The organism is Bradyrhizobium zhengyangense, assembly GCF_022012555.1.
Classification (GTDB): Bacteria; Pseudomonadota; Alphaproteobacteria; order Rhizobiales; family Xanthobacteraceae; genus Bradyrhizobium; species Bradyrhizobium zhengyangense.
Genome location: NZ_JAKLTZ010000021.1, coordinates 1 through 22,543, shown reverse-complemented (window position 1 = coordinate 22,543; position 22,543 = coordinate 1). Strand labels below are relative to the sequence as shown.

Below are 22,543 nucleotides of genomic sequence, written 5' to 3'. Positions count from 1 at the left end.
TCAAACACCGCAGGATCGGAATCAGAGGCTCCAGACAGATGGCGAGCAGGTCTTGGACGCGGTCGCCGACATCTTCAGTTTCCGACTGGGATGCGAGTGAAGAGCCGCATTGAAGCCGACGCTGACGATCTCCTCTCGATGATCAACGTCCTTCGCCGCGCCGAACGGTTGTGCGCGAGCGCGACGACAACGAGCAGGCTTAGAAGCGCTCGCAACGGGGCAACACGGTAGCGACGTTAAGATCGCTCAATTTCGAGCGCTTCATGACCGAAGGCAGGGCGCCAACACTTAACCCTTTCGGTGAAACCATCGTGCGTGTCGGTTCAACGACATGATCTGAGGCCGGCAAGCTGGACCACTTTGGCTAGAGTTTTCGCTGCCGAATCCCCTCGGCTGGGAGGAGCGAAGGACGATGAAGGCCTCGAAGTTCTCGGACGCCCGGAAGGCGTTCATCCTGAAGCAGGGCAACGATGGCGTCCCGGCTGCGAAGATCTTCCGCAAGGTCGGGATCAGCCAAGCGACCTACTTCAACTGGAAGAAGAAGTGTGACGGACTGCTGCCGACGGAGATGCCGCGCTTGAAGCAGCTCGAGGCCCAGAACGGCAAGCTGAAGAAACTGGTCGCGGGCCTGTCGCTCGACAAGGAGATGCCGCAGGACGTGATCCGCCGAAGGCTATGAGGCCTTGCCGGAAGCGCAAGCTGGTTGACGAAGTCCGCAACGAATGGCAGGTCTCGATCCGCAGGGCCTGTGCGGCGTTTTAGTTTGACAGGTCGACCCACCACTACAAGTCCCGTCGCTCCGGCCAAGCTGCCCTCGAGCAGAAGATCAAGGAGACCTGTCATGCCCGCATTCGCTACGGTTATCGCCGCGTTCACGTGCTGCTGCGTCGTGAAGGATGGGCGCCGTGCCAGAACAAGACCCGGCGCGTCTATCGCGAGTTGGGCCTGCAATTGCGCAACAAAAAGGCCCAAGCGCCGCGTCAAAGTCAAGCTGCGCGATGATCGCAAGCCGGCGACGCGATCCACGAGACCTGGGCGATGGACTTCGTCCATGACCAGTTGGCAACAGGACACAAGCTTAGCGTGCTGACAATCGTCGATATCTTCTCACGGTTCTCACCGGCGCTGGCGCCACGGTTCACCTTCCGCGGCGCCGACGTCGTGGCGGTGCTGGAAAGGGCCTGCAAAGAAGCGGGCTTCCCGGCCACGATCCGCGTCGATCAAGGCAGCGAGTTCGTGTCGCGCGATCTTGACCTGTGGGCCTACCAGCGCGGCGTCATGCTGGACTTCTCGCAGCCCGGCAAGCCGACCGACACGGATGTTGTAGACAAGCCCTATGTTGCAGAAGCCTTGCTGTGTCGGGATCGCGGCTTTGGCCGCCAATCTCGTATACTCCTTCTCGGCGCATTCCACGCCTGCTCGTTCCTCAGCCCTCTTCGCGGGGATGTTGTATCATAGGCCGATCCACGCTTGGCATGGCTGGTGGGTAGTCCAGCGCGCAGTTCGATGCTCCGGAACTTGTGCGCCAGCAGGGCCGGCCTCGTCCAGATTTAGTCAGTGCTCTTGGTCAGCATATGCCAGATGATCATCGCCAGCTTCCGCGCCGTCGCGACTGCCGCGATGTGCTTGCCGCGTCGTGCAGCGACACGTTGAAGGAATGCACGCAGCGGTCCCGCCGAACGGGCTACAGCCCATGCTGCTTCGACGAGCATTCCGCGAGCTTGGCCGCAGCCCTGCTTGGTGATCCTGCCATGGTAGGGGCCCTCGCCAGACTGCCTGACGCTCGGGTTCAGCCCCAGGTAGCTCACCAGCCTGGTCGGATCGGCAAAGCGCCGAATGTCGCCGACGGCACCTATCGAACCGCGGCGCTCGCAATGCGCGCGGCATCCAACACTTGGCGGCCGATTTCGGTCACTGATGAGCTCATCTGCTCAGTGGCGCAGGCAACCGACTCTAGGTTAGCCGAAGCCTTCTCGGAAGCGACAAAGACTACGGTATTGCCGGCCAACTCGGCACTGGCGATCGCAACCGGCGTACGAAGACCCACCATCTCATTGACGGTGGTTGAGACTCCGCTAACTGCGAAAACCGCATATCCGAATGAGAGCGCTATGATCGCACATTCCGCTGCAAAACCCGCAATCAGCTGACCACGAACGCGAAGCATCAACTTGGCAAACATCCAGAACACTCCACGGTCTTCAATTGCCCGCGGGCACCGTAAGAGAAGAAATTTAGAATCTCGTTAGCCAAAAACTCGTCCATGCCAGGTCAATTCCACACAAAATCTGTCACGTCTCAACGCCACGAAATTTGTCTCGATCGAGAGGGGCAAAATTTGCGACAATTTTGCGCTTGCAGACCATGTAGATTCTGCGAGGAGGCTCGCTCCGTGAGACCTTGGACAACCCGCCTCTTCCGAGTCGTGTGATCTGAAGTACGCTGCGGTCGTCTCTCTCCGGCGTTCTCCGGAACGCGACCATGGATGAAAGCGCTCTGCTGGCGATGATCCAGCTCGGCCCAGAACCCGTCAGTCGCCACGAGCACTGGCGTGTCGTCCAGCGCAATTGAACAGAAAGCTGGCTCGACGAATTCTCGCGAGCGGAAGCTTCGCGTGAGGCGATGACGACCGCTATCGTTCGCAAGGTCGCCGATCGTCATCTGCGACACCGAGTTGGCAAGCGTGTGCGGCTGGGTTAGCCAGGACATCGGACCCGCCGGCGCCTGACGGCCAACCAGGCAATCGCCTGCGTGCAGAACGAGAGCTGTTTGAGCAGCGCCGACATGCATCAGAAGGTAACTCGCCGAATCCCTCCGAAACTGTTTCGACAGTTTAGCATGCGTCGCGCGAAGTTGAGCTGTGAGAACCCCCGCGGTGATGTTTTCGTCGGTCGACACGTACCAATCGACCATCCGACGCGCAATCTCGTGGGCAAAGGCTCCGCTCTCTGCTCCAGAGGTCGAACCGTCGAGCACTATGGCGAGGGCCGACGTCTGGCGTATGCCGATCCCGGCGCAATCCCGGTTGTCGGTCGTCCTCGTTCCCTGCTGGCTGTGCCATTGGATTGCAAACGCCATATCAGCCGTTGCCCAACTGGCTCAATGCAACGAATCGGTCGCGAACAATGTCAGCACGCCCCACCGGGCCGCGAATATTTCCTTCGAGGAAATGATCGAAGTCGCGATCTGCGAGCAGCGCTCCGAATTGCTCGGCAATGTATGAGCTAATGTCTGCATCGGAGGCGGCAACTTCGTCAAGCAGTTCCTCCCGCCCGTCGACGAGCAGGAGAATGTCCTCGGCGTCGCGGCTGCCGATAAGGTCCCACTACCTCTTCCGCGATAAGCCTCCAGCTTCGTTGCGATGAACAAGGGCGGCGTGAGGCGACGAATCGTAATGGCATCATCCAGGGGCGTCTCAACAGCTGTTTCGATGCCCTTTGCGTACCAACGATTGCTGAAACCGAGGATCTTCTCGTCGTCGGGCATGAAATCGACCTTGAGTTCATTAAGCTTCATCCGACAGATGACATTGTCCTCGGGTGTCTCGGAAAAACCCTGCGTTCGCAACTGATCCACCAGCTTTGCCCACTCCGGGAAGCCGACGAGATCCACGATCAGGTCGACATCATCTGTCGATCTGACTCCTTCGAGGGTGACCGGATCCGTTATGTAGAGAGCGGTTGTGCAGCCTCCGACGAAGACCAATCGCGCACGCAGCTCATCGCCGAGTGCGCCGGCGACTGTCTTCAGCATTTCCTTGAGATGCCCCTGGATGGTCACCCTAGTCTCTCCTTGAGCAAGTTGGCCGCGAGACTCGCTTCGCGCTGATTGCCGAGCCGTATTGCGTCGACGAGAGCCAGATAGGCATAGAGGCGATCATCCCTCTCGGCGGCTTTCGGCACAGTCTTGAACAGCGGCGCGACGGACTGCCCCATCTCGCGGCCGCGCGCATAAGGCCAAACATGAATCAGGCTACCCGCGCTGTAGAGTAAGTCCTTCAGGACCGGGGCGGCGAATGCCGTTGGCATGCCGCGCTGCATGGGACCCGGGCTTGCCGGAAAAACGAACTTCAGGCCGTATGTGATGAAGTCGCGCAGGTTCCTGCGATTGGGATCGGGACGGCTCGTCATCGGGCGCTTAATTGCCATACCCGATGCAAGGCTGCGCTTGATCGAGGCGGCGACTTCGGTTTTGCTGATTCCGAGGGACGTCTCGAGTCCCCGCACCGAGTATGGGTCTTCGCCATCTTGGCCAAAGGGGCCTACCCCGCCGGCGTGCTCATGATCCTGCAAGCACACGAGCTTCAGCAGGACGACAATATCCTGACTTTTCATGGGTTCCGCGCGCATGTCCTCTGTCCTAGGACTGAGGACAGTATGCGTGCAGACGGGTGTCCGTCAACTGGTCCGAGGTCTTAGGTCCTTTGACCGCTCAAAACGGGCGAGTTCCAGTCAAAGATTCCATCGCAGCTGAGTTGCTTCCGACCGAAATTTACATCATATTTCGGACACGCTCAAGGAGCCGACCCCGGACCTCCGATCGCGGCTCATTGCCCGCATCGACGCGGCACCCACAGAGGTATGGACAATTTCGCCGACTTCGGAAGCCGTGCGACCGTCGACAAGGCGTTGCAGCGCCTGGTCGTGGCTGGCGAACTACGCCGCTTCGATCGTGGCCTCTACGACCGGCCGCGAAAGAGCAATTTCACGGGCAAGCTGGGAATCCCCGACTATCGCGCCGTCATCAAGGCCGTGGCGCGCCGCGACCAAGCCCGCGTCGTGGTTGACGGGATGACTACCGCGAATGATCTCGGCTTCACCAGGGCCGTCCCATCGCGCATCGAGGTCCTGATCGACGCCCGCCTGAAGCCGATCATCCTTGGAAAGCAGGTCATCCATTTCAAGTCGGCAGCGCCCAGCCGTCTCTATTGGGCCGGACGTCCAGGCATGCGCGTCGTGCAGGCGCTCTATTGGATGCAGGACATGATGACAAGTAGGTATGATCGACAGCCAATAGTGAACCTCCTGAACAGACTGTTTGCAAATCCGCAGCATGGAAGGGTGATTCGCGACGATCTTCGCGCAGGTCTGTCAGCTATGCCGATCTGGATGCAGGATTTCCTTAGGCCCTTGCTCGAGCGTGACGACGCCATACCGGAGGATGGCTCGTGAGCAGCGCAGCTTGCAAGGAGGTCATCCGGCGAGAAGTTCGATCTTTTCTTAACGACAGCGAACCGGCCTCGTGCGCCGATCGACGCGCTCGCGCGTGACTATGCGAACATGACGCCAATGATCTTGCGGCGGGGCTTCGGTTCGAGCACATCCTGGCGTCAATGGAAGAGATCGAGCGCGCGGCGAAACAGGCTCCGATGATGGGATCAAGTCATGGATGAGCCTCCGGAGAATGTTCCGCACGACTGCCCGATCCCGCCACGATCGAGGCGGTCCTCGCCCGTCTTCCGATCGGAGCTAACGAAACGGCGCTGGCGGCCGCGCTGACAGAGACGTTTGCTGGATTCCCATTTTCGACGGCGGCCATCGATGACCAGTATTGGCGCGACAGACGCTCGGTGATCGCCGCTGACGGGACACGGATCGCAGAATACCGGTCGTGGATGGAAGCCGAGCTTGCCAAGAACAACGGCGACATCGGCGCGCTCTGGACGCGATTGCGCCAGAGCGATCTTCAGACTTCTGAATGGCGCGGTAAGACGGTCTACGCCTTCGCGCCGACTGGATCGGGCGCGGCGGACTATGTGCAAATCCGTCTCGGCCGGGAAGTCGAATCGCGTGCGGGGCCGATCGTCAATCGACGTACCGCCCTTGGGGCAAGGACGAATTACTCGATCCGTCATGGATCACGCACGAAGAGATGTCCGACAACAAGGTCATCGCGGGTCCGCTCTATCGGATGCTTGGGCGCGCGGGCAGCAGCGTCATCTACGTTCGGAGTTACCTTACGCGGTGCGCCCGACTCGAGCGCGAGAGGCGCGAGGCGCAGCGGCCGGAGATGGAACGTCGTGCGGTGCGTGAAGTGACACGGGAGGGCACAACCGAGACGCCGTTTCTTGAACTGGTGCCGGACTGGTTCGAGTTCGTACCGCGGGAGAACCGTTTCTTCCAGGACTGGGACGAATCGAGCGCCTCGGCTGAACGCGTCTACGCGCACTGGGCCCTCGATATTTGCGACTACGACCACAAAGGCACGCGCGAGGTTGGATTTGTGCCGCGTCCCCTTCATCTGCCGGACGAGAGGCTTGGCGTGGGAGGTGCGTCCGTCCATTTCTTGATGGACCGCGTGGAAGCGATCGACCGTGAAGTCGGCGTTCCATTCGGCTGGTTTTTTCTGATTACGCATGGCAATCGCGTCGAGCCGGAGGTTGGTCAAACCATCGCCAAGGGCCTCCGCGATCAGCGTGTCATCTTGCCCAATCGGGATGCTCGAGTGCTTCTGCGCTGGGCCGAACGGCCGTATGGATTCTAAGAGGACGACGGCTGCGGGAAGCTGGCTTTGCTCGACTTGTCGGGACGGATGTCCGTTGCAGGTCCTGCGATGATATCGACCGCGTCCTCGTTAGAGCGTTTCACATTTTGATTGAAGCATAACCTGAGTTTGCGAAGTAGTTGGCGCATTCGCGGGGCTGGACCTCCTGGACGAGGTGACCGATATGGCGCCAGGTGTCCTCGAGGGTGCGCTTCTGGGCTTGCCGCATCCAGTGTTTGATCTTGGAAAATGCCTGCTCGATCGGGTTGAGGTCGGGCGAGTATGGCGGCAGGTACCAGAGCCTGGCGCCAGCCGCCTTGATCATCTGTCTGACAGCGTTCGACTTGTGGCTTCCGAGATTGTCGAGAATGACGATATCGCCCTCGCGCAAGGTCGGCAGGAGCAGGTGCTTCACGTAAGCGCGGAAGCATTCGCCATTGATCGGGCCGTCGAAGACGAAGGGTGCCGTGAGTTGTCCTTGCAGTAAACGATCTGCGTCTTCGTCGGATGCATCTGAAGTCCGCACACTTCCAGCCTCGCTTGAAGCTCCGCCTTAATGGCTTCTGCTTCTTGCTCGGTCCGGCAGTGCACCAGTCCGTCATCGGCATACCGACACCAAGGAAGGTCGGGATGTGTCCGCGCCATCCAGAGATCAAACGTATAATGCAGGAACAGATTGGCCAGTATTGGGCTGATCACGCCCCTTGAGGGTTCCGCGGATCCGCTCAACGAGCTTCCCGTCCTTTTCCCTTGATGCCGTCAGCCATCTTTCGATGTAGAGCAGCGCCCATTTGCATTTCACGTGTCTCCGGACCGCCTTCAGCAAGAAGATCATGCGGGAGATTGTCAAACAGTCCTTTGATGTCGAACTCCAGGACCCAATCATATTTCCAGCACCGCTGACGCGTGACGCCCACGGCGTCCAGAGCCGATTTTCCTGGCCTGTGACCGTAAGAGTCCGGCAGGAAGATGGATTCCAGTTCCGGCTCAATCATCCGTTTGACCACCATCCGATCGCTGATAGTGGGCACACCTAAAGTCCTTTCGCCGCAGGTCTTCTTTGGAATGGAGACGGCGAGCACCGGAGGTGGAAAGTACACCCCCGACGACATCCGATTCCAGATCTTGTAGAGATTCCCTGCAAGGTCTTTCTCGAACATCTCGAAGGTCTGTCCGTCCACTCCAGCCGCTCCGCGATTGGATTTGACCGCCTTGTACGCTTCGTACACTCGCCGCTTCTCAATCGAGAACGGCTTGTTTATCGCACTGTTCGAAGTCATCCTGTTTCCAGTTGGTCCAAGAGTACGACTACCTGACCCGATCCCTTTGCTCCGTCCCCATTACAGGGCCCTCAACGCTCCTACGGATCGGTCCGCCCCAGTCTCTTGCATCGGTACTCCCGCCTCGCGGTTGGCACCGCTTGCGCTTCTCCCTTGGCATCAAGAGCCTGGTTCCTGCAGTTCCACGCGAAAGCCTGTGTCCGACTCACGCCCCCTCTACGCCGGTCGCCGCCCGCCCAGTCGTCAGGCATCTGGCGGACGTGTCCCAGGTTGACGAGACGGTCCTGGTTTTGACGACACTTGAATTAATAACGACGCGTCTCAGGAGGGTTCACTTTCGTTCGTCTTTCGGACACTCACCTGCTCGGTATATTCCGAACTTCTGATCCGACGCTCACCACCACAGCTCTTTACCGCAGCAGCTCGGATTGGTTTGAGACCCGCCCCTGAAAGCTGATCTCGGGGGCCCGCCCCCATCTTTCTCGCAGCTTCACCATCGGTCTTAGTTCATTTGAACTCCTTCCGCTGTCTGCAGCACACTCTCATCGATGAAGACGAGCCGGCCCGGATCGAGCCCGGCCTGCCAAGATCGCCAACGCAGGCGCCTACGAGAGACGTCGGCGCGAGCCTGTTCGAGGGCGAACAGTGTTCTTTTGAACCGCAGCCCCTCCCGGCGCAGGAACAGCCAGACTGCGTTGTGTGAGACCTTGACCCCACGGGCTGCCAGCTCTGCCTTCAGACCATGCAGCGTCAGGTGCGGCGTCTCGGTGATCCGCTCGACGATGAAGGCCCGGTGCGGATCAAGCACAGGCTTGCGGTGACCACCCATCTTGCCGGGGGCTACCGAGCCGGTCGCTCGATAACGCTGAGACCACTTCACGACTGACGAGACCGCAACGCCAAACCGTTCCGCCACAGATCGGCAGCTCTCACCCTTGGCAACAGCGGATACCGCGCGCTTACGCAAATCGTTGGAAATTGGTCGGACCATCAGATGCTGGCCTCCAGCCCAGCCAGCATCTTGAATCATATTCGCCCCAGATCCGGGATCCCTTCCGATTCAATAAATCTGTGAACCGCTCTAGGTCGGAGTTCGACCCGTACGGAGCCTCCGTTTCCAACATCCTCCAATGCGGCTTTCCAGACCCGCCGTATTGCCCGGCCGAGTGTGGCGGGATCAACTGGACAGTCTGTGACGAGCGGAACCATGACATTGCCGGTCACGCCGGCCGCTTCGTAGGCTTTGATGATCGCGAGGGTGGCGCGAGAGGCGGCGACCACTGACATCGCTTCGACGAGATCGAGGGGGACGATGCCGTTGGTTTTCGGTGTCCGGACGATGGGGATTGTGGCTGTTTCGATCGTCAAGTTCGCGTCCGCGCTCGATTGGTCTGCATCCTAGTATCGGTTGGCCATAGTGGTGCAACAAATCTTTGCGTGTCAACCCCCGGTAGTGATACCGCCCTGCGCAGTAGGGCCGCGTGATGCTGATCGATCGCGCAATGATGTATTGTCGTGTGGATGCGCCGTCGGCGGCTCCATCACCGGGGCACCGAAGGTGCGCTCGATGGAAATTATTGCGGAAATCGAGCGCGTGGCGCGAGAGGTATATTGCGGGGCGATCGGCTTCAACGGGCACATGGACACGAACATTGCGATCCGCACTGTCACGATCGACGACGACCTGGCCGTATTTCATGCCGGCGGTGGAATAACGGTGCTGTCGGACCCAGAGGCCGAATCGAGGAGACGCTCGCCAAGGCTCAGCGGATCTTTGATGCATTTCGTGCTGAAGCAGCTGGTGCACTTTGATTGCCATCATTGACAACTACGATTCCTTCGCCTTCAACATTGCCCGCTATTTCCGCGAGCTTGATCAAGCAACGGAGGTCGTCCGAAACGACTTGGCGAGCATCAGCGATCTTGTTGGCCTCAAGCCGCGCGCGGTCAGCCTTGTACTCAAGTTGCCGGTCCTGAATTTGGATCCGCAAGGAACATCGCCGCTGCCGGACCTTCAATTCGCTGGACTGATAAGCGTTCACAGGGTAAGTGCCGGCAAAGGGGGCAAACGTGAACGAAGACTCACCGGCACCGCGTGACATTCATCTGCTTACTACCGACACACTGCTCGCCGATTTGATCGGCGGGCGAGCCGTCGCTGTCGCCGCGGGCGACCATCTTTCGATAGACTCAGACGATGCCCGCGCGGTGTTGGATTGGTATCGCCGCAATCGGGGCAAGTGGGCCGGTAATCTTTCCGCAGGCGACGTCGAGGCAATCATCAACGTCATTGGGACGGAGCCGCCGACGCTGGAGACCGCGGCTGATGATGGTCAAGCTCGCACTGTCAAAGTGTTGCGGCTGGTAAAGGTCGTCGCACACCGGTTTGCTGGGCTGCACGTTTACGGTCGTTCCACCGCGCCTCCCGACACGTTCGTCTTCGAATCTGGCAAGACTGTCACCTAGGGCGCCGATGGTTCGGGCAAGACGTCCATCGCCAACGCCATCGTCTGGTGTTTGACCGGTCACCTCATCCGCTCCCAGCGCCCACCCGAGGAGGGACCGACCGAGTTCGTTTGCGAGGCCGCGCGCAACGACGACACGGTAACGACGCACCCGATGTCGGCAATCACGCCTATGCCACACAAAGCTAGCGATCTGCCTGCGGACGGCGAGGCGATTCCAGCCGACAGTTGGGTCGAGCTAACCTTCGTCGACGCCCACGGTGACCCGCTGCCACCCCTCCGCCACCAGGAGGGCCGCACCCCGCGCGGCAAGATCACCGAGACACCGCCCGATCTCGACGCAATCGGCATCGACCCAATTGCCTCGCGCATTGCGACGACCATGCCCGCGCTGCTGCCGTTTCTGGCGGTCGGCTCTACGTCGCAACTCGGCGAGGCAGTCGCCCGCCTGACCGGCCTCGCTGACCTCGTCGATCTCGCCAAGCATGCCGGTAAAGCGTCCGAGCGGATTGCCAAGCGCACGACCAAGGAACTCGAAGCCCAACGCATCAGTCGTAGAACGCTACCAGCAGGCTGCCGACGACCTCGCCGGCGCCGTCGCGGAATTTCCCGCCATCGCATTCGAAGGAGATGCACCTGCGGTCGATGCTGAGGATTCCAAAGGCGGAATCCAGGAGATCAATGAGCATTTCGCGGCCCTGAAGGCGACGGCACTGGCCAAGGCGCGCGAAGTATTGGGCGAACAATTCAACCCCGAGGACAAGAAGGCCCGCGACGACCTCGAGGCGAGCATTCGGCCAGCCATCGAACAGCTATCGAAGCATCTCAGCGAGTTGCCCTCCATCGCGCGGCTCTCGGCCCTGTCGGCGAGCGCCGACGAGATCGCGGTGGTCGCCAGACTGTTGGCGCAGATCGATGCCGAGGCGGCGACGCTGGCCGCGCTTGCTGCGAGCCCCGACCGCGCGCGGCGGGCGCAGCTGTACGCTAGGCTTTCCGCCTGGATGCACGAGCATGGCCATGCCGATGACGGCATGTGCCCGGTTTGCGTCGGCCCGCTCCACGGGGAATGCGATCCGGTTACTGGTAATACGGTCAGCGACCACCTAGCGGAAGCCACGCGAGACCGCGAGGTTATCGCGCGCACCGTCGCCGAATGTCGTCGCACTGGTGCAGTCGCCTCCTCCAAGATCTTCCGCCTACCCTCGCGAAGGAAACCCGCGGCGACTTGCCAGGGTCACCCATCGACTTATTGAGAGCTGGATTGATTGACGAACTGTTCGGGACGGAATCGTTCCGCGGTGCGCTATCGGCGCTTCGCGCCGATGCTTCGGCGCTCGTGGATGAGCGCCTCGCGACTTTGCCTGCCTTCGAAGAACCGGACACTCGTGTGCTGCCTGCCGTATTGGTGACTGGAACGACGGCGTTGCAGCGGATAGTCGACCGCACTGTGCGTGCGTTGGCGTTCGCCGAATGGCGCGGAGCCAACGCCGCAGCACTGAAGAGTTTCCTCCAGCCGTTCGGCGCGGCCAGGACGGTGCCGCCGACGCGAGCCGGGCGATCGGCCGCCGATTGTCATCGCTGCTCGCGATCGTTGAGGGCGTCGCGCCGCTTAATACCGCGATCGAATATGTTCGCCGGATAGAAGCCGCCCGCGTGGAACATGCATCGAAGCAGGCGCGTATGGACGCCTGCTGCAGGGCCGTATCCGCGCTTGATCTGCTTGTGCCACTCGCCGAGCTCGCCCAGTCTCAGGTTGAGGCGCTACGGGCGAAGCTGCACAACCGGTCGGAGCACTGGCGGCGCGCGATCTACCGCAACGCGACCGGCTTTGCTCCCGACCTTACCGGAACTGGTATGGACGCACGGGGCGTACTTGAGCTCAAGGTCGGCCGCGAGGGCGTGACCGCACCTGCCCAGCATGTCTCCAACGCTTCTGCGCTGCGCGGCGCGCTGCTCGGCTTCTTTCTCGCCTTCCGCGAGCACGTCCTCACAACCCGCGGCGGTCTGTCATTGCTGGTGCTCGACGACCCGCAGAATGCTCGACAACGACAATCGCGAGCGCCTCGCGCGAGGTTTGGCTGGGCTCGCCGAGGCGGGCGCTCAGCTTCTAGTGACCACCCACGATCGCAAGTTCGCCCGCTCGCTCGTTGCCGAGAATCGTGCCGCCGACCGCGTTGAGCATCTATCTGTCCACCCGGTGAACGCGGTGCGGCCGACTCTCATCGTCTCGCCAGCGATCGAGGAGATCGATCGCGGGCGCCACGCGTTTCATATGAACTCCGATTCCGCTTCTGACGCACAGAACTATGCGGCCTGCGCGTCTTCCTCGAATCGCGGCTCGGTGATCTATTCGATGATGTTGCTCATCCCGCGTATGCCACATCGACGAAGCCGCTGACGCTCATCCCTCTGATGGACAAGCTGCGCGGGCTCGTCTCGATCGGGACAGGCGAACTGTTTGCCAATCCGGTCGTCAAGCGGTTCGCGGAGGATACCGCCCTCGCCGAAGGGGCGGAGCCGCGGCGTGTCCTCAACACGTCGCACCACGACAAGGCGTCGATCAGCTACATGGACGTAAAGGCTGTCGAAGCCGACTTCGCGCGGCTGCGGACCAGCATCGAAAAGGTCCACGAACAATTTCGCTTGTACCGGTGGCGCGAGCCACTCGCGCCTTCCGAGAGCAGAACGGACGTCGCGCCCTTGCGGCCGATCATCCGCCCCACCTTTTCCGTTCCGCTCTGCCCAGAAATCGCCGCGTTCGTCGGCGAATTGCCCGTGGGCGGGACGCAAGATGTTGCTGTCGAACGGCTTAGTGGCGAATGGTTCGAGGGCAAAGCGCTCTTCTACGTCCGCGGCGACACGTTGGGCTTTGCTATCCCCGGCGGCGCGGTCGCGATCGTCGAGGTTGAACCTTATCCTGGCCGCGACCAACATCTTGTGATTGCTCAGTATCGCAATCGAGTGCTGGCACGACGGCTGGTGACGTCACGTGGCGCAATCGGTGTCTCGCTAGCTGCGCAGATGCCCGACCCGCGGACCTCGCGCCCGACACTGACGTTCGACGAGAGCAAGCTGCGCGTGCACCGCATTGTCGGCGCAATCTTCACCGATATGCCGCCGCCGCCTGGAAGTGGCGAGGCAACGCCTGTCGATATGGTGCCGGAGCTTGCGCACGTCGTCGTCGCTTACCGCGTCAGAGAGGACAGCGCCGTTCCACTCGCGCTTCCCGGTCAGATCATTTTGGGCGGCGCCGAGCTAACAATTGGCTATCTCGATCGATGGGAGAACACACTTGTCGCAGTAACGCTCGATGATGGTACGAGCATTCTCAAGCGGGTCGGTGCCCGTCTGCCCGGTAAGTTGGCTCACCTCCGCCAATTCGAGACGATCGGCGGCCTCGGTTCGTCGATTGTCCTCGCGACCGAGGCGACCGATATCTTCGGCGTGATACCGACCTTGGTCACTGCGCGAGGAGTCGTTGGCGTGCTGTATGATTGCGCGTGATCAGGCGACGGAGTCGTTCGGATCGTTCGCAGGTACACCGAACGCCCGTTTTCTAACAGAGAGTGCAGATAGTCGCCTCACTGCTATCGGCCAGTCTTTGCAGTTCCCGAAATTGAAGTCGCCCGCAATCTCATCCAATTTCAACCTCGCCCATCGAGATCCTAAAGAAGATCAACGCCGCTGCGGTGCTTTGTCGGCGATGCGATTACCATCGGCAAGGCCCCTGCATAGCCGATGGCGGCTTGAGGAATAGCCTCGGCAGCGCGCTCCGCGTGCTGGCTCACCGGCCGGGCTCGTGAACGAGCCCACCCGCCGTCCGGCTTCGATCCCTCGCGCTGATGCCGTCTACCCGTCAGGCCACGTTCTTTATCGGAACCCCGCGGGGTTCGAGAACCGCGGTCGCCACATGCCCGTCGAAAGCTGTGCGGGCAACGCCGACCAGATGCTGATGATGAGTGAAGAAGAGCACTTGCGTCTTTTCCGCCAGCTGTTGCAGGACTTTGAAACCAGCCGCAGCCCGCGCATCGTCATAATTGATGAAAAGATCATCGGCGATAAATGGCGCTGGCGCGGAATGCGTAAGATACTCTTCTACGGCAGCGATGCGTAAGGCCATCAACAACTGATCGGCCGCGCCTTCGCTCAGTCCTGATACTGGGACGGCGCCTCCATCCCCGCGCAGACCCGCTAGGTGCGGAACATCCTTCTCATCGTATGCGAGCGTAAGCCGTTCGAAGGAACCGGCGGTCAGGATCGAGAACAATTCCCCGGCTCGCTTGAGCAGCGGCGCCTGCTTTTCACGCCGGAACCGCTCGATCGCCCATCTGAGGATCACCGACGCCGAACGAACGCGCGCATATTGCGCGGCAGCGTCGCCGCCGACGGCCTCGAATACGCGCTCGGTATCTTTACTGTGCTGGATATTGGTCAGTTGCCGCTCCCGGACCTCTTCGAGCGATTTCTTCAAAGTCTGTTCCCGCGCCGCAGCCTGGTCGGGATCGTTGCTGTGGCACTCCTCGGCGAGAACCACTAGGCCAAGACCGTCACCATCGGCTTCGAGCGTCGCGCAACCGCGCCCGTTCATCCTTGAGCGCGCGTTGTTGGTCAGACCGCTGAATAGCTTCGCGCAACGCGTCGATCGTTCCAGCGCCGGCCGCCCGTTGGAGCCCTGTCATAATGACCCGCGCGTCATTTCTCGACCTGTCGCAGTCGTCCAGCTTCTTCTGAAGATTTTCAACCGCTTCACTCTTCTCGTTAAGTGAGTCACGCGCCTGCTTCGACGCATTCAATCGTGCATGAAGCTTGAGGGCGGCCTCGTCTGCGTCCTCACCCGCCAGCTGCACCGACACCGATGCAACGAGCCTTTCGACCTCCGTTGCAAACGCCTTGATGTCGCGCTCGATCTTTCCGATTCGCTCGTGCTGCAAGTCCGCAATCTTAACTGACGTCTCGCGCATCTGGTCGATCGCGTCGATTTGCTCCTGAATGGTCTCAATGGGACCTTCAGCCGAAAGACTGAGCGCCGCCAAGGCGTCCTTCCACTGCGCATTCCAGGCGGCGCGTTCTTTCTCGGCGCCCTCGACCACACCGCGCTTGCGCTCGACGTCGGCCTTGAGCTTCCGCTCATCGAGCGCAAGCTCGGTCCGCTTTTGCGCATTCGCCTCTTCCGTGCGGATGCGCACTTCCGCCGTCGCCAAAATGCCGTTCAGGGGCAGGCTGCCTGCCGAGGCCGCAATCGCCGTATCCTGCAGCAAGCCCACTAGCTGTCGCTTGGCTTCTGCGATTTCGTGTTGCAGCGACGTTGCCGAGCGAGCTGCGCCGTCGCGCTTGGCGATCTGATCCAGCAGATCGGCCCTCGCGTCGAGCCAGTCGAGCATCTCGTCAGGGGGCAACGGGCCATCCGTGACACCGTTCCACATGCCGGCCCAGGCATGGCCAAGGCGCTCCGCTCTGCAGCTAACGAGGCAAGTTCTTGCTTGTTGGAGTCGAGAGCGTCTTGCTGGTCGGCGATCTGCCGAGCCAGCACCATGGCCGCAGCCGTCGACTCTGCGTTCTGAAACCGCTGATCCGCCGCCGCATCGGCATGGCCGACAGCCGTTTCATAGGCGTGGAGCAGCGCGTCGCCATCTGCGAAGGCGCGCTCTTCCGATTCCGGCACTGCGATATTGTCGACATGCCGACGCCTGATGATAGGCCATCCTGCGTCCCGGCGTTCCCGCAGCTTCGTCAAATCCTCGGCCGACACGATCTTTTCATCGGATACCAACCGCGCGTAGGACTTTCGATTGTTCTCGACAGCCCGAGTCGGATCGCGGATAGCCGCTTGCTGGCTTTGAGTACGGCCTTCAAGATCGCGCACCGCGTCGCGATGTGCCTTCACTGCGGCTTCGACCAGGATTTTCATGGCGCGCAAACTCGTCTCGTCAACGACCGCGGGATTCATCATCGCCATTTGCTGCCGACATAGTTCATCCGCGTCCCGATACTCTCGCTGGGTAGCCAGGAGAGGAGCGTCAAGATCGCCCAAGGCGGAAGTGGATTTGACCACGCCCGCCAAGCCCGACAGATCCTGGGGGGTCCCGATCGCCTCAATGCGAGCCTGGAGATTGGCCAGCTTTTCGCCCGCGTCTTCAAGGGTCTTCTGGGCATTCTCGACGGCCGCAAAGCGGCCGCCGCGAGAGGTCAGCAAGCCTTGCACGGCCGAAGCTTTGGCACGCGGCGGGATTCTATCAACCAGCTCGGCGGTCTCACCCGTCCAAGCCAGTTCGGACGCGGCCCACTTGAGAGCGTCTTCCGCCGCTGCGAGCTCCGCCCGCCGCTTTGGCAATCAGCTCTTCCCGAAGCGAGCTGGATTCTGAGCTTGGACAGGCGTTCGATCTCCGCCTCATGGAGCAGAACGTTATCGTCTATCGCGATCGCGGCGCGCTCAGCGCTGAACGTTGCTATCTGTTTCTGAAAGGCTGTGATGCGCGCCTCCGCGGCGGCGTTATCGGCCGACGCCTTGTCGAATTGCTTCGCGGCATCAGCGGGCAGATCGGCAACGACGCCGAGGGCCGTTATCTCGTATTCGATTTCGCCGAGACGCCGTACGTTGCGATAAACGCGCCGGACGCGCACGATTTTGGCGAGCTCGGCGACTTGCTCTTCGATCTCTTTCTCGATCTGGACACAGCGTCGCGCGCCTCTTCATAGGCGGATTTCAGCTCCTGCCATTTGGTCGCGGTGACCGTGTGTTGGCGCAACGTCGCTTCGGCCTCTTTGAGACGTTCCTCCGCCTGGTAATATTTCCGGTGCCCCGCCCTGCGGCTGCCCCACAGCCCGTCCGCTTCTTCCTGCATCGCCGCCAGTCGATCGCGAAGACCGGAGACGCCCGCCCCCGCGGCGAACAAGGTCGCGCCGACATCGTCCTTGGCCTGGATGATGTCCCGGCCGCCATCGCGCAGGCGCTCATGGGCGAGACAGAACATCCGGCAGAAGAATGCGCGATCTATCCCGCCGACCAACGGTCCAAGCAGCCCGTCGCCCGCAGGAAGAGGCAGCTCGTCAAGGCCGAGCAGCGTGTCCTTGTTGCCCTTGCGCCGCCGGATCGATAGCTCCGTTCCCTCACGTTCCAACGTCGCGCCGATGCGCAACGCCGCGTTCTCATGAAGAACGTTTCTTGCAGACTGACCCGGAATCCCGAACAGCAGCTCTTCAATCGCCGACATCGTCGTCGACTTGCCGGCCTCGTTCTCGCCATACACGATATGAAAATCGGGCCCTTCAGACGGAATATGAAGCGAGGCTTCGGTGAAGTGTCCGTACCGGATCAGGTCAAGGGAACGGACACGCATGGATCACCGCCTCTCTCGCAGCCAAGCGCGCGCTCAGATATGCGCCTGCCTGCTCAATCACCGCGCCAAAGTCTTTGTTGATCGCCGCCTCCAGAAGCGGATCGTCGATATCCAGCGCGGCATCATGCGGAAGCCTGCGGACGAGATCGCCCAGATCGCTCGCGATCTCCGCCTGCAAGTCAGCGTCGTCCGCAGCATGAGCCAGCAGGACAGGGAGATCGTTGATCGCGCTCCCATCCGACAGAATGCAGACCGCCGATGCCGATCTGGTCACATTGATAACGCGTTCGATCCAGGCGACCTCTTCACCGAGCGCGAGGGCTGCGGCGCGCGCTTCCGCCAGCAATTGCAGCCCGGAGGCCAGCAACTCGCCATGGAGAGCGGTCGCGCCGCTCAGCTGGATGCGGCAGGCCAGCAACCGGCCCTCTGCGTTTCTGGTGGCCTCGCCGATGATGCTCTTGATTTGATCGATGACGTCCCCAAATCGTGCGCGTTCGCCAACCGGCACGTCGAGATATATCCATCGCACGACGTCGGTATGCAATGGCTCAATGCCTTGCAGCGCGCCGTCCCTCACCGTGATCAACTGCGCCGACTTTGCGCCGGCTTCGCGGATATGGCGGCCTTGCAGGTTGCCGCAGAGACGTGCGGCTGCTCGTGCAGCACGCCGCCCTGATGCACGTGTGCAAGAGCCCAGTAGTCGTAGCCCTTGTTTACCAGTTCATCGAGCGTACCCGGTGCGTAATTCTCATGGGGGCCTTTCGGTCCTCCACGGGCGGTGTGTAGAACACCGATGTTGAAATACCCCTTCACGGGCGGTGGATAAGCCGCCGCCGCGTTATCCGTCGTCGCCTGCATACGGAAGCTCTGACTGTGGATCGCAACGCGAGGATCGTCGAGTTTGAAGGTCTGGGATTTGCGATAGCTGAACACCTGCACGTTGTCCTGGAGTGGCAACCGTTTAGTGATCTGACTTTCAACGTCGTGATTGCCGTGAAGAACGAAAGCCGGGATGTTCGCCGCGCGCAGGCGCCCCATCTGCCGGACGAAAAGGAGCCCGGTCTGAAAATCGCGCCAGTCGCCATCATAGAGATCGCCGGCGATGATCATGAAAGCAACCTGTCCGTTGATCGCTTGGGTGACAAGGTCCTCGAAGGCTGCTCGGGTCGCCGTTCGGATTCTTTCAGCCGCGGGACCTTCCTGACCGCTCAGACATCCGACGCACCGTTTGGATCTCAGCCGGTCGGCGTCGAGGATGCCGCATTCAGCCTGTCGGACAACGATAACAGCGAACTTGCGCTCAGCCCCTGGAGATGGCCGATCAGGATGTCTTCGCCTGAGAGAGCGATTCTCGAAATGCTGGATGAGCTCCCTGCGGATGAAAGCTTCCAAAAGGTCGATACGCTGTTCGAGGGCTTGGTGAGCCTGCGACCAAAACTGCTGAACCAACTGCTCGAGGAGTGCCGCAGCATCAAAGTCAAGCGCTTGTTTTTCATTTATGCGGACAAGCATGTACATCCGTGGCGAAAGCACATCGACACCGCCCATATAGAATTGGGCCGCGGTGACCGCAGCCTTGTGCAAGGCGGGCGGCTTCACCCGACCTGTCGCATGACAGTTCCGGCCGAGCTCGTGCCACAGGAAACGGTCGATGGCGCGTGAACGATACATGCGCCAGGTGGAGCTGCTGGTCCGGACATTGCCCTACATCGCGAGTCAGGACAGCTTCGCTCTGAAAGGCGGCACCGCGATCAATCTCGTTTATCGCGACATGCCACGACTGTAGGTCGATATTGACCTCGTCTACTTGCCGATCGGCGACCGCGACGCAACCCTCGCAGGGATCGACGCCGCTCTTGATCGCATTCGCGAGGATATTCAGCGTGATCTCCGCGGCGTCAGCGTTCAGCGCATCGCCGGCAGCGACAATAACGACACGCGGCTCCTCGTCCGGCAGGCTGGCGCCGAAATCAAAGTCGAGACGTCACCTGTCGCATGCGGCAAGGTTCACGCTCCCGAGCTTCGCGTCGTCAGCGATCCGGCCGCCGAAGCCTTCGGATTTGCGGAGATGCAAGTGGTGGCATTCGAGGATCTCTTCGGCGGCAAGCTCAATGCTGCTGTCGACCGACAGCATCCGCGCGACCTCTTCGAGGTGAAGTTTCTGTATGACAATGAAGAACTGACCGACGCGCTCTACCGCACGTTCCTCGTCTACGTCGCAAGTTCGGGGCGTCCTCCGCATGAACTCGTCCGTCCGTCATTGTCAGAACTTGATGACATCTTTGCCAAGGAGTTCGAGGGAGTGACGGTGCCGCCCGTCGGCCTCAACGAGCTCAAGGCAGCGCGGTCGCGGTTATTGTCCGATATGCTTGCACGGCTCGACGACGCGGCGATGCGCTTTCTGCTAACGCTCCATGACGGCGAGCCGGACTTCGAGGCCTATCGGCTTACCGCAGGCCGCGCAATTACCGGCGGTTCGGCGGAAGCTGCTCAATATCGCAAAATTGAAAACGCAAAATCCTGAAAAACATGCGCAGTTGCGTTCGGAGATCGAAAAGCTGCGGTCATAGCCCCTATAGCGGGTGTCTCTTCGTGCCTCGGCGAGATGCATTTCGACCAAGGCGTGACCAAGCCATATAAATGCGCGACCCACCCTGAGACGAACTAGTGGTCGCCGCCGACAAACTTGGGTACACCAAAGAAGGCGTCCCATTCGAATGACCTTGGCCGCGTAACTGACCTGGTCCCGGTTGTCTGAACAGCAACTGCGCGTCGATAAGTGGAGCCTCTGCCGGGTTTAGGCTGCCGTGCGAAGCGGCAGCGAGGTGAAGTAGGCTTGATCCGGTGTGCCGCCGTCAAGGCTCGAATGTGGACGGCGGCAATTGTAGAAGTCCAAATAACGGCCGATCGAGGCGCGAGCTTCGCTGACGCTGTCGTAGGCCCGCAGATACACCTCCTCGTATTTGACGCTGCGCCACAGCCGCTCGACGAACACGTTGTCCCGCCAGGCGCCGCGGCCTCCATGCTGATGGCGATGTCATTGTCAGCGAGCACTCCGGTGAACGCCGCGCCGGTGAACTGCGAGCCCTGGTCGGTGTTGAAGATCTCCGGCTTGCCGTGACGGGCCATGGCATCTTCCAGTGGCGCGACGCAGAATGCGGCCTCCATGGTGATCGACAGCCGCCACGACAGCGCCCGGCGGGTCGCCCAGTCCAGCACCACGGCCAGATAAACGACGCCTCGTGCCATCGGGATGTAGGTGATGTCCATCGCCCAAACCTGGTTCGGACGCGTGATCTCCATACCGCGCAGCAGCTATGGATAGATCTTGTGCCCGGGCTCGGGTTGGGTGGTGCGCGGACGGCGGTACAGCGCCTTTATCCCCATCCGCCGCATCAGCGGTTTGAAATGCCGGCGGCCGATCTTGCACCCCTCTGCAGCCAGTAGGCGTCGCAACATACGCGAACCGGCGAATGGAAACTCCAGGTGCAGCCGGTCGAGCCGCTGCATCAGCGCGAGGTCTTTGGGCGACACCGGACGCGGCAGGTAATCGACGCTGCCGCGGCTGATGCTCAGGGCTTCCGCCTGCTTGCTGATCGGCAGATCGTGTTCACGGTCGATCATCGCTTTGCGCTCAGCAATCCCGCCTTGGTGAGCGCTCCTTCTAAAAACTCGTTCTCCAGCGTCAACTCGCCGATCTTGGTGTGCAGCGACTTCACGTCGATGGTGGGTTCGGCGATCCGACTCCCGCCGTCCGGACCGAACACATCGGCAGCGCCGCCTTCGAGCTGCGCCTTCCACGATGTGATCTGATTGGGGTGAACGTCGAACTGCTCCGCCAGTTGTGCCAGCGTGCCGTCACCCTTGAGGGCGGCAAGCGCCACCTTCGCCGTGAAAGCCGCAGTGTCGTTCCGCCGTGCTCGTCTGCTCATCGTCGCTCCTGATTCGCGGGTCAATCTTGCCCGCCGTCAGGCAGAAACTCCACTTATCGCGCTGTTCAGATTTGCGGGACCAGCTCAAACCTCGCAAACTCATGCTGATATCGGATTGATCACTCAAATCGTCAGTGTCATCGAGGGTCGCCGACCTCTGCCCAGAGGAGGCGCTCCTGCTCGGCCTTCAGCTCTTCGAGAGATACCGGGATCGGATGGAGGTCGAGATTGTACATCGGCAATGGCCAATGCCGATACAGTACATTGACATGATCCTGGGTTACGGATTCGTCCGGCAAACTTTCGGAAATCAGCCGGTCCAGAAGTTGCTCGGTTAGACGTTCCGCGTCTTGCAGCGTCTCCTTCTCCCGACACTCAAGCTGCTCCCAAACCTCTGATGTGGCTCGTAGCCCCTCTACTGTGAACATTCCGCAGGCGGAGCAGCCCGGATCACGAGCAATCAGTTTGTCAAAGCCTTCTATCATTTCGGTCATCGACAATGATCCATCCGTTCGCAGTGCAACGAGCAATCTTCTGGCATCGTACGGATACGCGGTCCTTGCCTTTGCCTCCGCCGAGGAGTTCCTGCGCGCTGCGGCATTGGCCGAGACGACCTGCGTGATTACCGACGTCCAAATGTCCATGATGAGCGGAATTGACCTGCTGATGCATATGCGAAGCCCCGGTCATCGTATGCCGTTCATCTTCATCACGGCGATGGGGTGCGCGCACGAGCGATCAAGGCTGGCGGGATCTGCTTTCTTGCCAAACCGTTTTCCACGGCTGCGTTGATCAAGTGTTTGACCATTGTACTGCCGGGGTCAGGCGACACACACGCGTGAGGACCTTGGCCCCCTCCCCACGGCCTTCAGTCCCAAAGCGGGGATGCATTGCGAGATTCCCGTAGGTTGCGCTGCCGCGGTTATTTTGAAGGTAACCGGCATGAGCTCCCACGTCCGCAGTGATCAGTGAGCGCGGGCGTAGCGGATCGGCATCCAGTATTGCCGCAAGGCTTCGACCGCCGTGGGAATATCGGCGTGGGCGTT

The 22,543-nt window shown here is 60.8% G+C and carries 22 protein-coding genes and 9 pseudogenes; 14 read left to right on the top strand and 17 right to left on the bottom strand.

What is annotated here, in order from left to right; genetic code table 11:
• Positions 1–412: 412 nt before the first annotated feature.
• A pseudogene (locus L6639_RS38050) lies at positions 413–1,329 on the top strand (IS3 family transposase); the annotation flags it as partial.
• Between the two features lie 51 nt (positions 1,330–1,380).
• On the opposite strand, the pseudogene L6639_RS38045 reads toward L6639_RS38050, so the two are convergent.
• From L6639_RS38045 to L6639_RS38030, 4 genes and pseudogenes are all read right to left on the bottom strand, one after another.
• Positions 1,381–1,862 (bottom strand): annotated as a pseudogene (locus L6639_RS38045) (transposase); the annotation flags it as partial.
• A complete protein-coding gene (locus L6639_RS38040) occupies positions 1,853–2,182 on the bottom strand; it encodes a hypothetical protein (RefSeq protein ID WP_128929781.1) in 330 nt (109 codons plus the stop codon). The gene L6639_RS38040 and the pseudogene L6639_RS38045, both read right to left, overlap by 10 nt.
• A 917-nt stretch (positions 2,183–3,099) precedes the next feature.
• On the bottom strand, positions 3,100–3,780 hold the full coding sequence (locus L6639_RS38035; RefSeq protein WP_308421722.1) for a hypothetical protein: 681 nt from the start codon (positions 3,778–3,780) through the stop codon (positions 3,100–3,102).
• The gene (locus L6639_RS38030) at positions 3,777–4,334 is read right to left on the bottom strand and encodes a hypothetical protein (RefSeq protein WP_128930177.1); all 558 of its coding nucleotides are present in this window, start codon (positions 4,332–4,334) and stop codon (positions 3,777–3,779) included. Before L6639_RS38030 ends, L6639_RS38035 begins: the two co-directional genes overlap by 4 nt.
• Before the next feature lie 246 nt (positions 4,335–4,580).
• On the opposite strand from L6639_RS38030, the gene L6639_RS38025 reads away from it, so the two are divergent.
• Together L6639_RS38025 and L6639_RS38020 are read left to right on the top strand one after the other, a co-directional pair.
• A complete protein-coding gene (locus L6639_RS38025; RefSeq protein ID WP_232995615.1) occupies positions 4,581–5,171 on the top strand; it encodes a DUF6088 family protein in 591 nt (196 codons plus the stop codon).
• Between the two features lie 245 nt (positions 5,172–5,416).
• Positions 5,417–6,483: pseudogene (locus tag L6639_RS38020) on the top strand (hypothetical protein).
• 100 nt (positions 6,484–6,583) lie between these two features.
• Here the strand turns inward: L6639_RS38020 and L6639_RS38015 are convergent.
• The 5 genes and pseudogenes from L6639_RS38015 to L6639_RS38000 form a co-directional block, all read right to left on the bottom strand.
• A pseudogene (locus L6639_RS38015) lies at positions 6,584–6,958 on the bottom strand (IS630 family transposase); the annotation flags it as partial.
• Positions 6,895–7,128, bottom strand: coding sequence for a reverse transcriptase domain-containing protein (locus L6639_RS43755; RefSeq protein WP_276575798.1), 234 nt, complete (start codon positions 7,126–7,128; stop codon positions 6,895–6,897). The pseudogene L6639_RS38015 and the gene L6639_RS43755, both read right to left, overlap by 64 nt.
• Positions 7,129–7,208: 80 nt before the next feature.
• Positions 7,209–7,763: a reverse transcriptase domain-containing protein gene (locus tag L6639_RS43150; RefSeq protein ID WP_276575796.1), complete on the bottom strand. Its 555-nt coding sequence runs from the start codon at positions 7,761–7,763 to the stop codon at positions 7,209–7,211.
• A gap of 526 nt (positions 7,764–8,289) precedes the next feature.
• Positions 8,290–8,793, bottom strand: a pseudogene (locus L6639_RS38005) (helix-turn-helix domain-containing protein); the annotation flags it as partial.
• Positions 8,790–9,131 (bottom strand): hypothetical protein, encoded by a 342-nt coding sequence (locus L6639_RS38000; protein ID WP_128929782.1) that lies wholly within the window; start codon positions 9,129–9,131, stop codon positions 8,790–8,792. The pseudogene L6639_RS38005 and the gene L6639_RS38000, both read right to left, overlap by 4 nt.
• Positions 9,132–9,285: 154 nt before the next feature.
• Here L6639_RS38000 and L6639_RS37995 point away from each other — a divergent pair.
• The 3 genes and pseudogenes from L6639_RS37995 to L6639_RS37985 all read left to right on the top strand — a co-directional run.
• Positions 9,286–9,575: pseudogene (locus L6639_RS37995) on the top strand (chorismate-binding protein); the annotation flags it as partial.
• Positions 9,572–9,862, top strand: coding sequence for a type 1 glutamine amidotransferase family protein (locus L6639_RS43605; protein ID WP_347339917.1), 291 nt, complete (start codon positions 9,572–9,574; stop codon positions 9,860–9,862). The pseudogene L6639_RS37995 and the gene L6639_RS43605, both read left to right, overlap by 4 nt.
• Positions 9,834–10,229 carry a hypothetical protein gene (locus L6639_RS37985; RefSeq protein WP_206733205.1) on the top strand — a complete coding sequence of 132 codons (396 nt, stop codon included), beginning with the start codon at positions 9,834–9,836 and terminating at the stop codon, positions 10,227–10,229. The genes L6639_RS43605 and L6639_RS37985 overlap by 29 nt, the downstream gene beginning before the upstream one ends.
• Before the next feature lie 237 nt (positions 10,230–10,466).
• Here the strand turns inward: L6639_RS37985 and L6639_RS37980 are convergent, their stop codons facing one another.
• Positions 10,467–10,715 carry a hypothetical protein gene (locus L6639_RS37980; protein WP_206733545.1) on the bottom strand — a complete coding sequence of 83 codons (249 nt, stop codon included), beginning with the start codon at positions 10,713–10,715 and terminating at the stop codon, positions 10,467–10,469.
• Here L6639_RS37980 and L6639_RS37975 point away from each other — a divergent pair.
• The 4 genes from L6639_RS37975 to L6639_RS37960 all read left to right on the top strand — a co-directional run bounded on the left by L6639_RS37975 (position 10,714) and on the right by L6639_RS37960 (position 13,732).
• Positions 10,714–11,481 carry a hypothetical protein gene (locus tag L6639_RS37975; RefSeq protein WP_237866553.1) on the top strand — a complete coding sequence of 256 codons (768 nt, stop codon included), beginning with the start codon at positions 10,714–10,716 and terminating at the stop codon, positions 11,479–11,481. The two genes, L6639_RS37980 and L6639_RS37975, sit on opposite strands and share 2 nt — an antisense overlap.
• Positions 11,482–11,489: 8 nt before the next feature.
• The gene (locus L6639_RS37970; RefSeq protein ID WP_206733201.1) at positions 11,490–11,870 is read left to right on the top strand and encodes a hypothetical protein; all 381 of its coding nucleotides are present in this window, start codon (positions 11,490–11,492) and stop codon (positions 11,868–11,870) included.
• A gap of 393 nt (positions 11,871–12,263) precedes the next feature.
• Positions 12,264–12,626, top strand: a complete 363-nt coding sequence (locus L6639_RS37965) for an ATP-binding cassette domain-containing protein (RefSeq protein WP_206733200.1) — start codon at positions 12,264–12,266, stop codon at positions 12,624–12,626.
• Between the two features lie 14 nt (positions 12,627–12,640).
• On the top strand, positions 12,641–13,732 hold the full coding sequence (locus L6639_RS37960; RefSeq protein WP_206733199.1) for a hypothetical protein: 1,092 nt from the start codon (positions 12,641–12,643) through the stop codon (positions 13,730–13,732).
• A 352-nt stretch (positions 13,733–14,084) separates the two neighbouring features.
• On the opposite strand, the gene L6639_RS37955 is transcribed toward L6639_RS37960, so the two are convergent.
• Both L6639_RS37955 and L6639_RS37950 read right to left on the bottom strand, forming a co-directional pair.
• The gene (locus L6639_RS37955) at positions 14,085–14,816 is read right to left on the bottom strand and encodes an ATP-binding protein (protein WP_128929783.1); all 732 of its coding nucleotides are present in this window, start codon (positions 14,814–14,816) and stop codon (positions 14,085–14,087) included.
• Positions 14,776–15,624 carry a coiled-coil domain-containing protein gene (locus L6639_RS37950; RefSeq protein ID WP_128958633.1) on the bottom strand — a complete coding sequence of 283 codons (849 nt, stop codon included), beginning with the start codon at positions 15,622–15,624 and terminating at the stop codon, positions 14,776–14,778. The genes L6639_RS37955 and L6639_RS37950 overlap by 41 nt, the downstream gene beginning before the upstream one ends.
• Positions 15,625–15,728: 104 nt before the next feature.
• Here L6639_RS37950 and L6639_RS37945 point away from each other — a divergent pair, with 104 nt between their 5' ends.
• A complete protein-coding gene (locus tag L6639_RS37945; RefSeq protein ID WP_128958632.1) occupies positions 15,729–16,199 on the top strand; it encodes a hypothetical protein in 471 nt (156 codons plus the stop codon).
• A gap of 589 nt (positions 16,200–16,788) precedes the next feature.
• On the opposite strand, the gene L6639_RS37940 is transcribed toward L6639_RS37945, so the two are convergent.
• Genes L6639_RS37940 through L6639_RS37930 form a run of 3 tightly spaced genes read right to left on the bottom strand, consistent with a single transcriptional unit; the run spans position 16,789 to position 18,675 of the window.
• Complete coding sequence (locus tag L6639_RS37940; RefSeq protein WP_128929785.1) at positions 16,789–17,565, bottom strand: ATP-binding protein; 777 nt, start codon at positions 17,563–17,565, stop codon at positions 16,789–16,791.
• On the bottom strand, positions 17,546–18,151 hold the full coding sequence (locus tag L6639_RS37935) for a hypothetical protein (protein WP_167506286.1): 606 nt from the start codon (positions 18,149–18,151) through the stop codon (positions 17,546–17,548). Before L6639_RS37935 ends, L6639_RS37940 begins: the two co-directional genes overlap by 20 nt.
• Positions 18,148–18,675: a metallophosphoesterase family protein gene (locus L6639_RS37930; protein ID WP_167506287.1), complete on the bottom strand. Its 528-nt coding sequence runs from the start codon at positions 18,673–18,675 to the stop codon at positions 18,148–18,150. The genes L6639_RS37935 and L6639_RS37930 overlap by 4 nt, the downstream gene beginning before the upstream one ends.
• 24 nt (positions 18,676–18,699) lie before the next feature.
• Here L6639_RS37930 and L6639_RS37925 point away from each other — a divergent pair, with 24 nt between their 5' ends.
• Entirely contained in the window at positions 18,700–19,227 is a 528-nt protein-coding gene (locus L6639_RS37925) for a type IV toxin-antitoxin system AbiEi family antitoxin domain-containing protein (protein WP_232995616.1), read from the top strand.
• Positions 19,217–20,089 (top strand): annotated as a pseudogene (locus L6639_RS37920) (nucleotidyl transferase AbiEii/AbiGii toxin family protein). The gene L6639_RS37925 and the pseudogene L6639_RS37920 overlap by 11 nt, the downstream one beginning before the upstream one ends.
• A gap of 273 nt (positions 20,090–20,362) precedes the next feature.
• Here the strand turns inward: L6639_RS37920 and L6639_RS37915 are convergent.
• Positions 20,363–21,497: pseudogene (locus L6639_RS37915) on the bottom strand (IS3 family transposase).
• 137 nt (positions 21,498–21,634) lie between these two features.
• Positions 21,635–21,991 (bottom strand): hypothetical protein, encoded by a 357-nt coding sequence (locus L6639_RS37910; protein ID WP_128955101.1) that lies wholly within the window; start codon positions 21,989–21,991, stop codon positions 21,635–21,637.
• Between L6639_RS37910 and L6639_RS37905 the strand changes: the two are divergent.
• Positions 21,963–22,339 (top strand): annotated as a pseudogene (locus tag L6639_RS37905) (response regulator transcription factor). The gene L6639_RS37910 and the pseudogene L6639_RS37905 sit on opposite strands and share 29 nt — an antisense overlap.
• Positions 22,340–22,543: the final 204 nt, after the last annotated feature.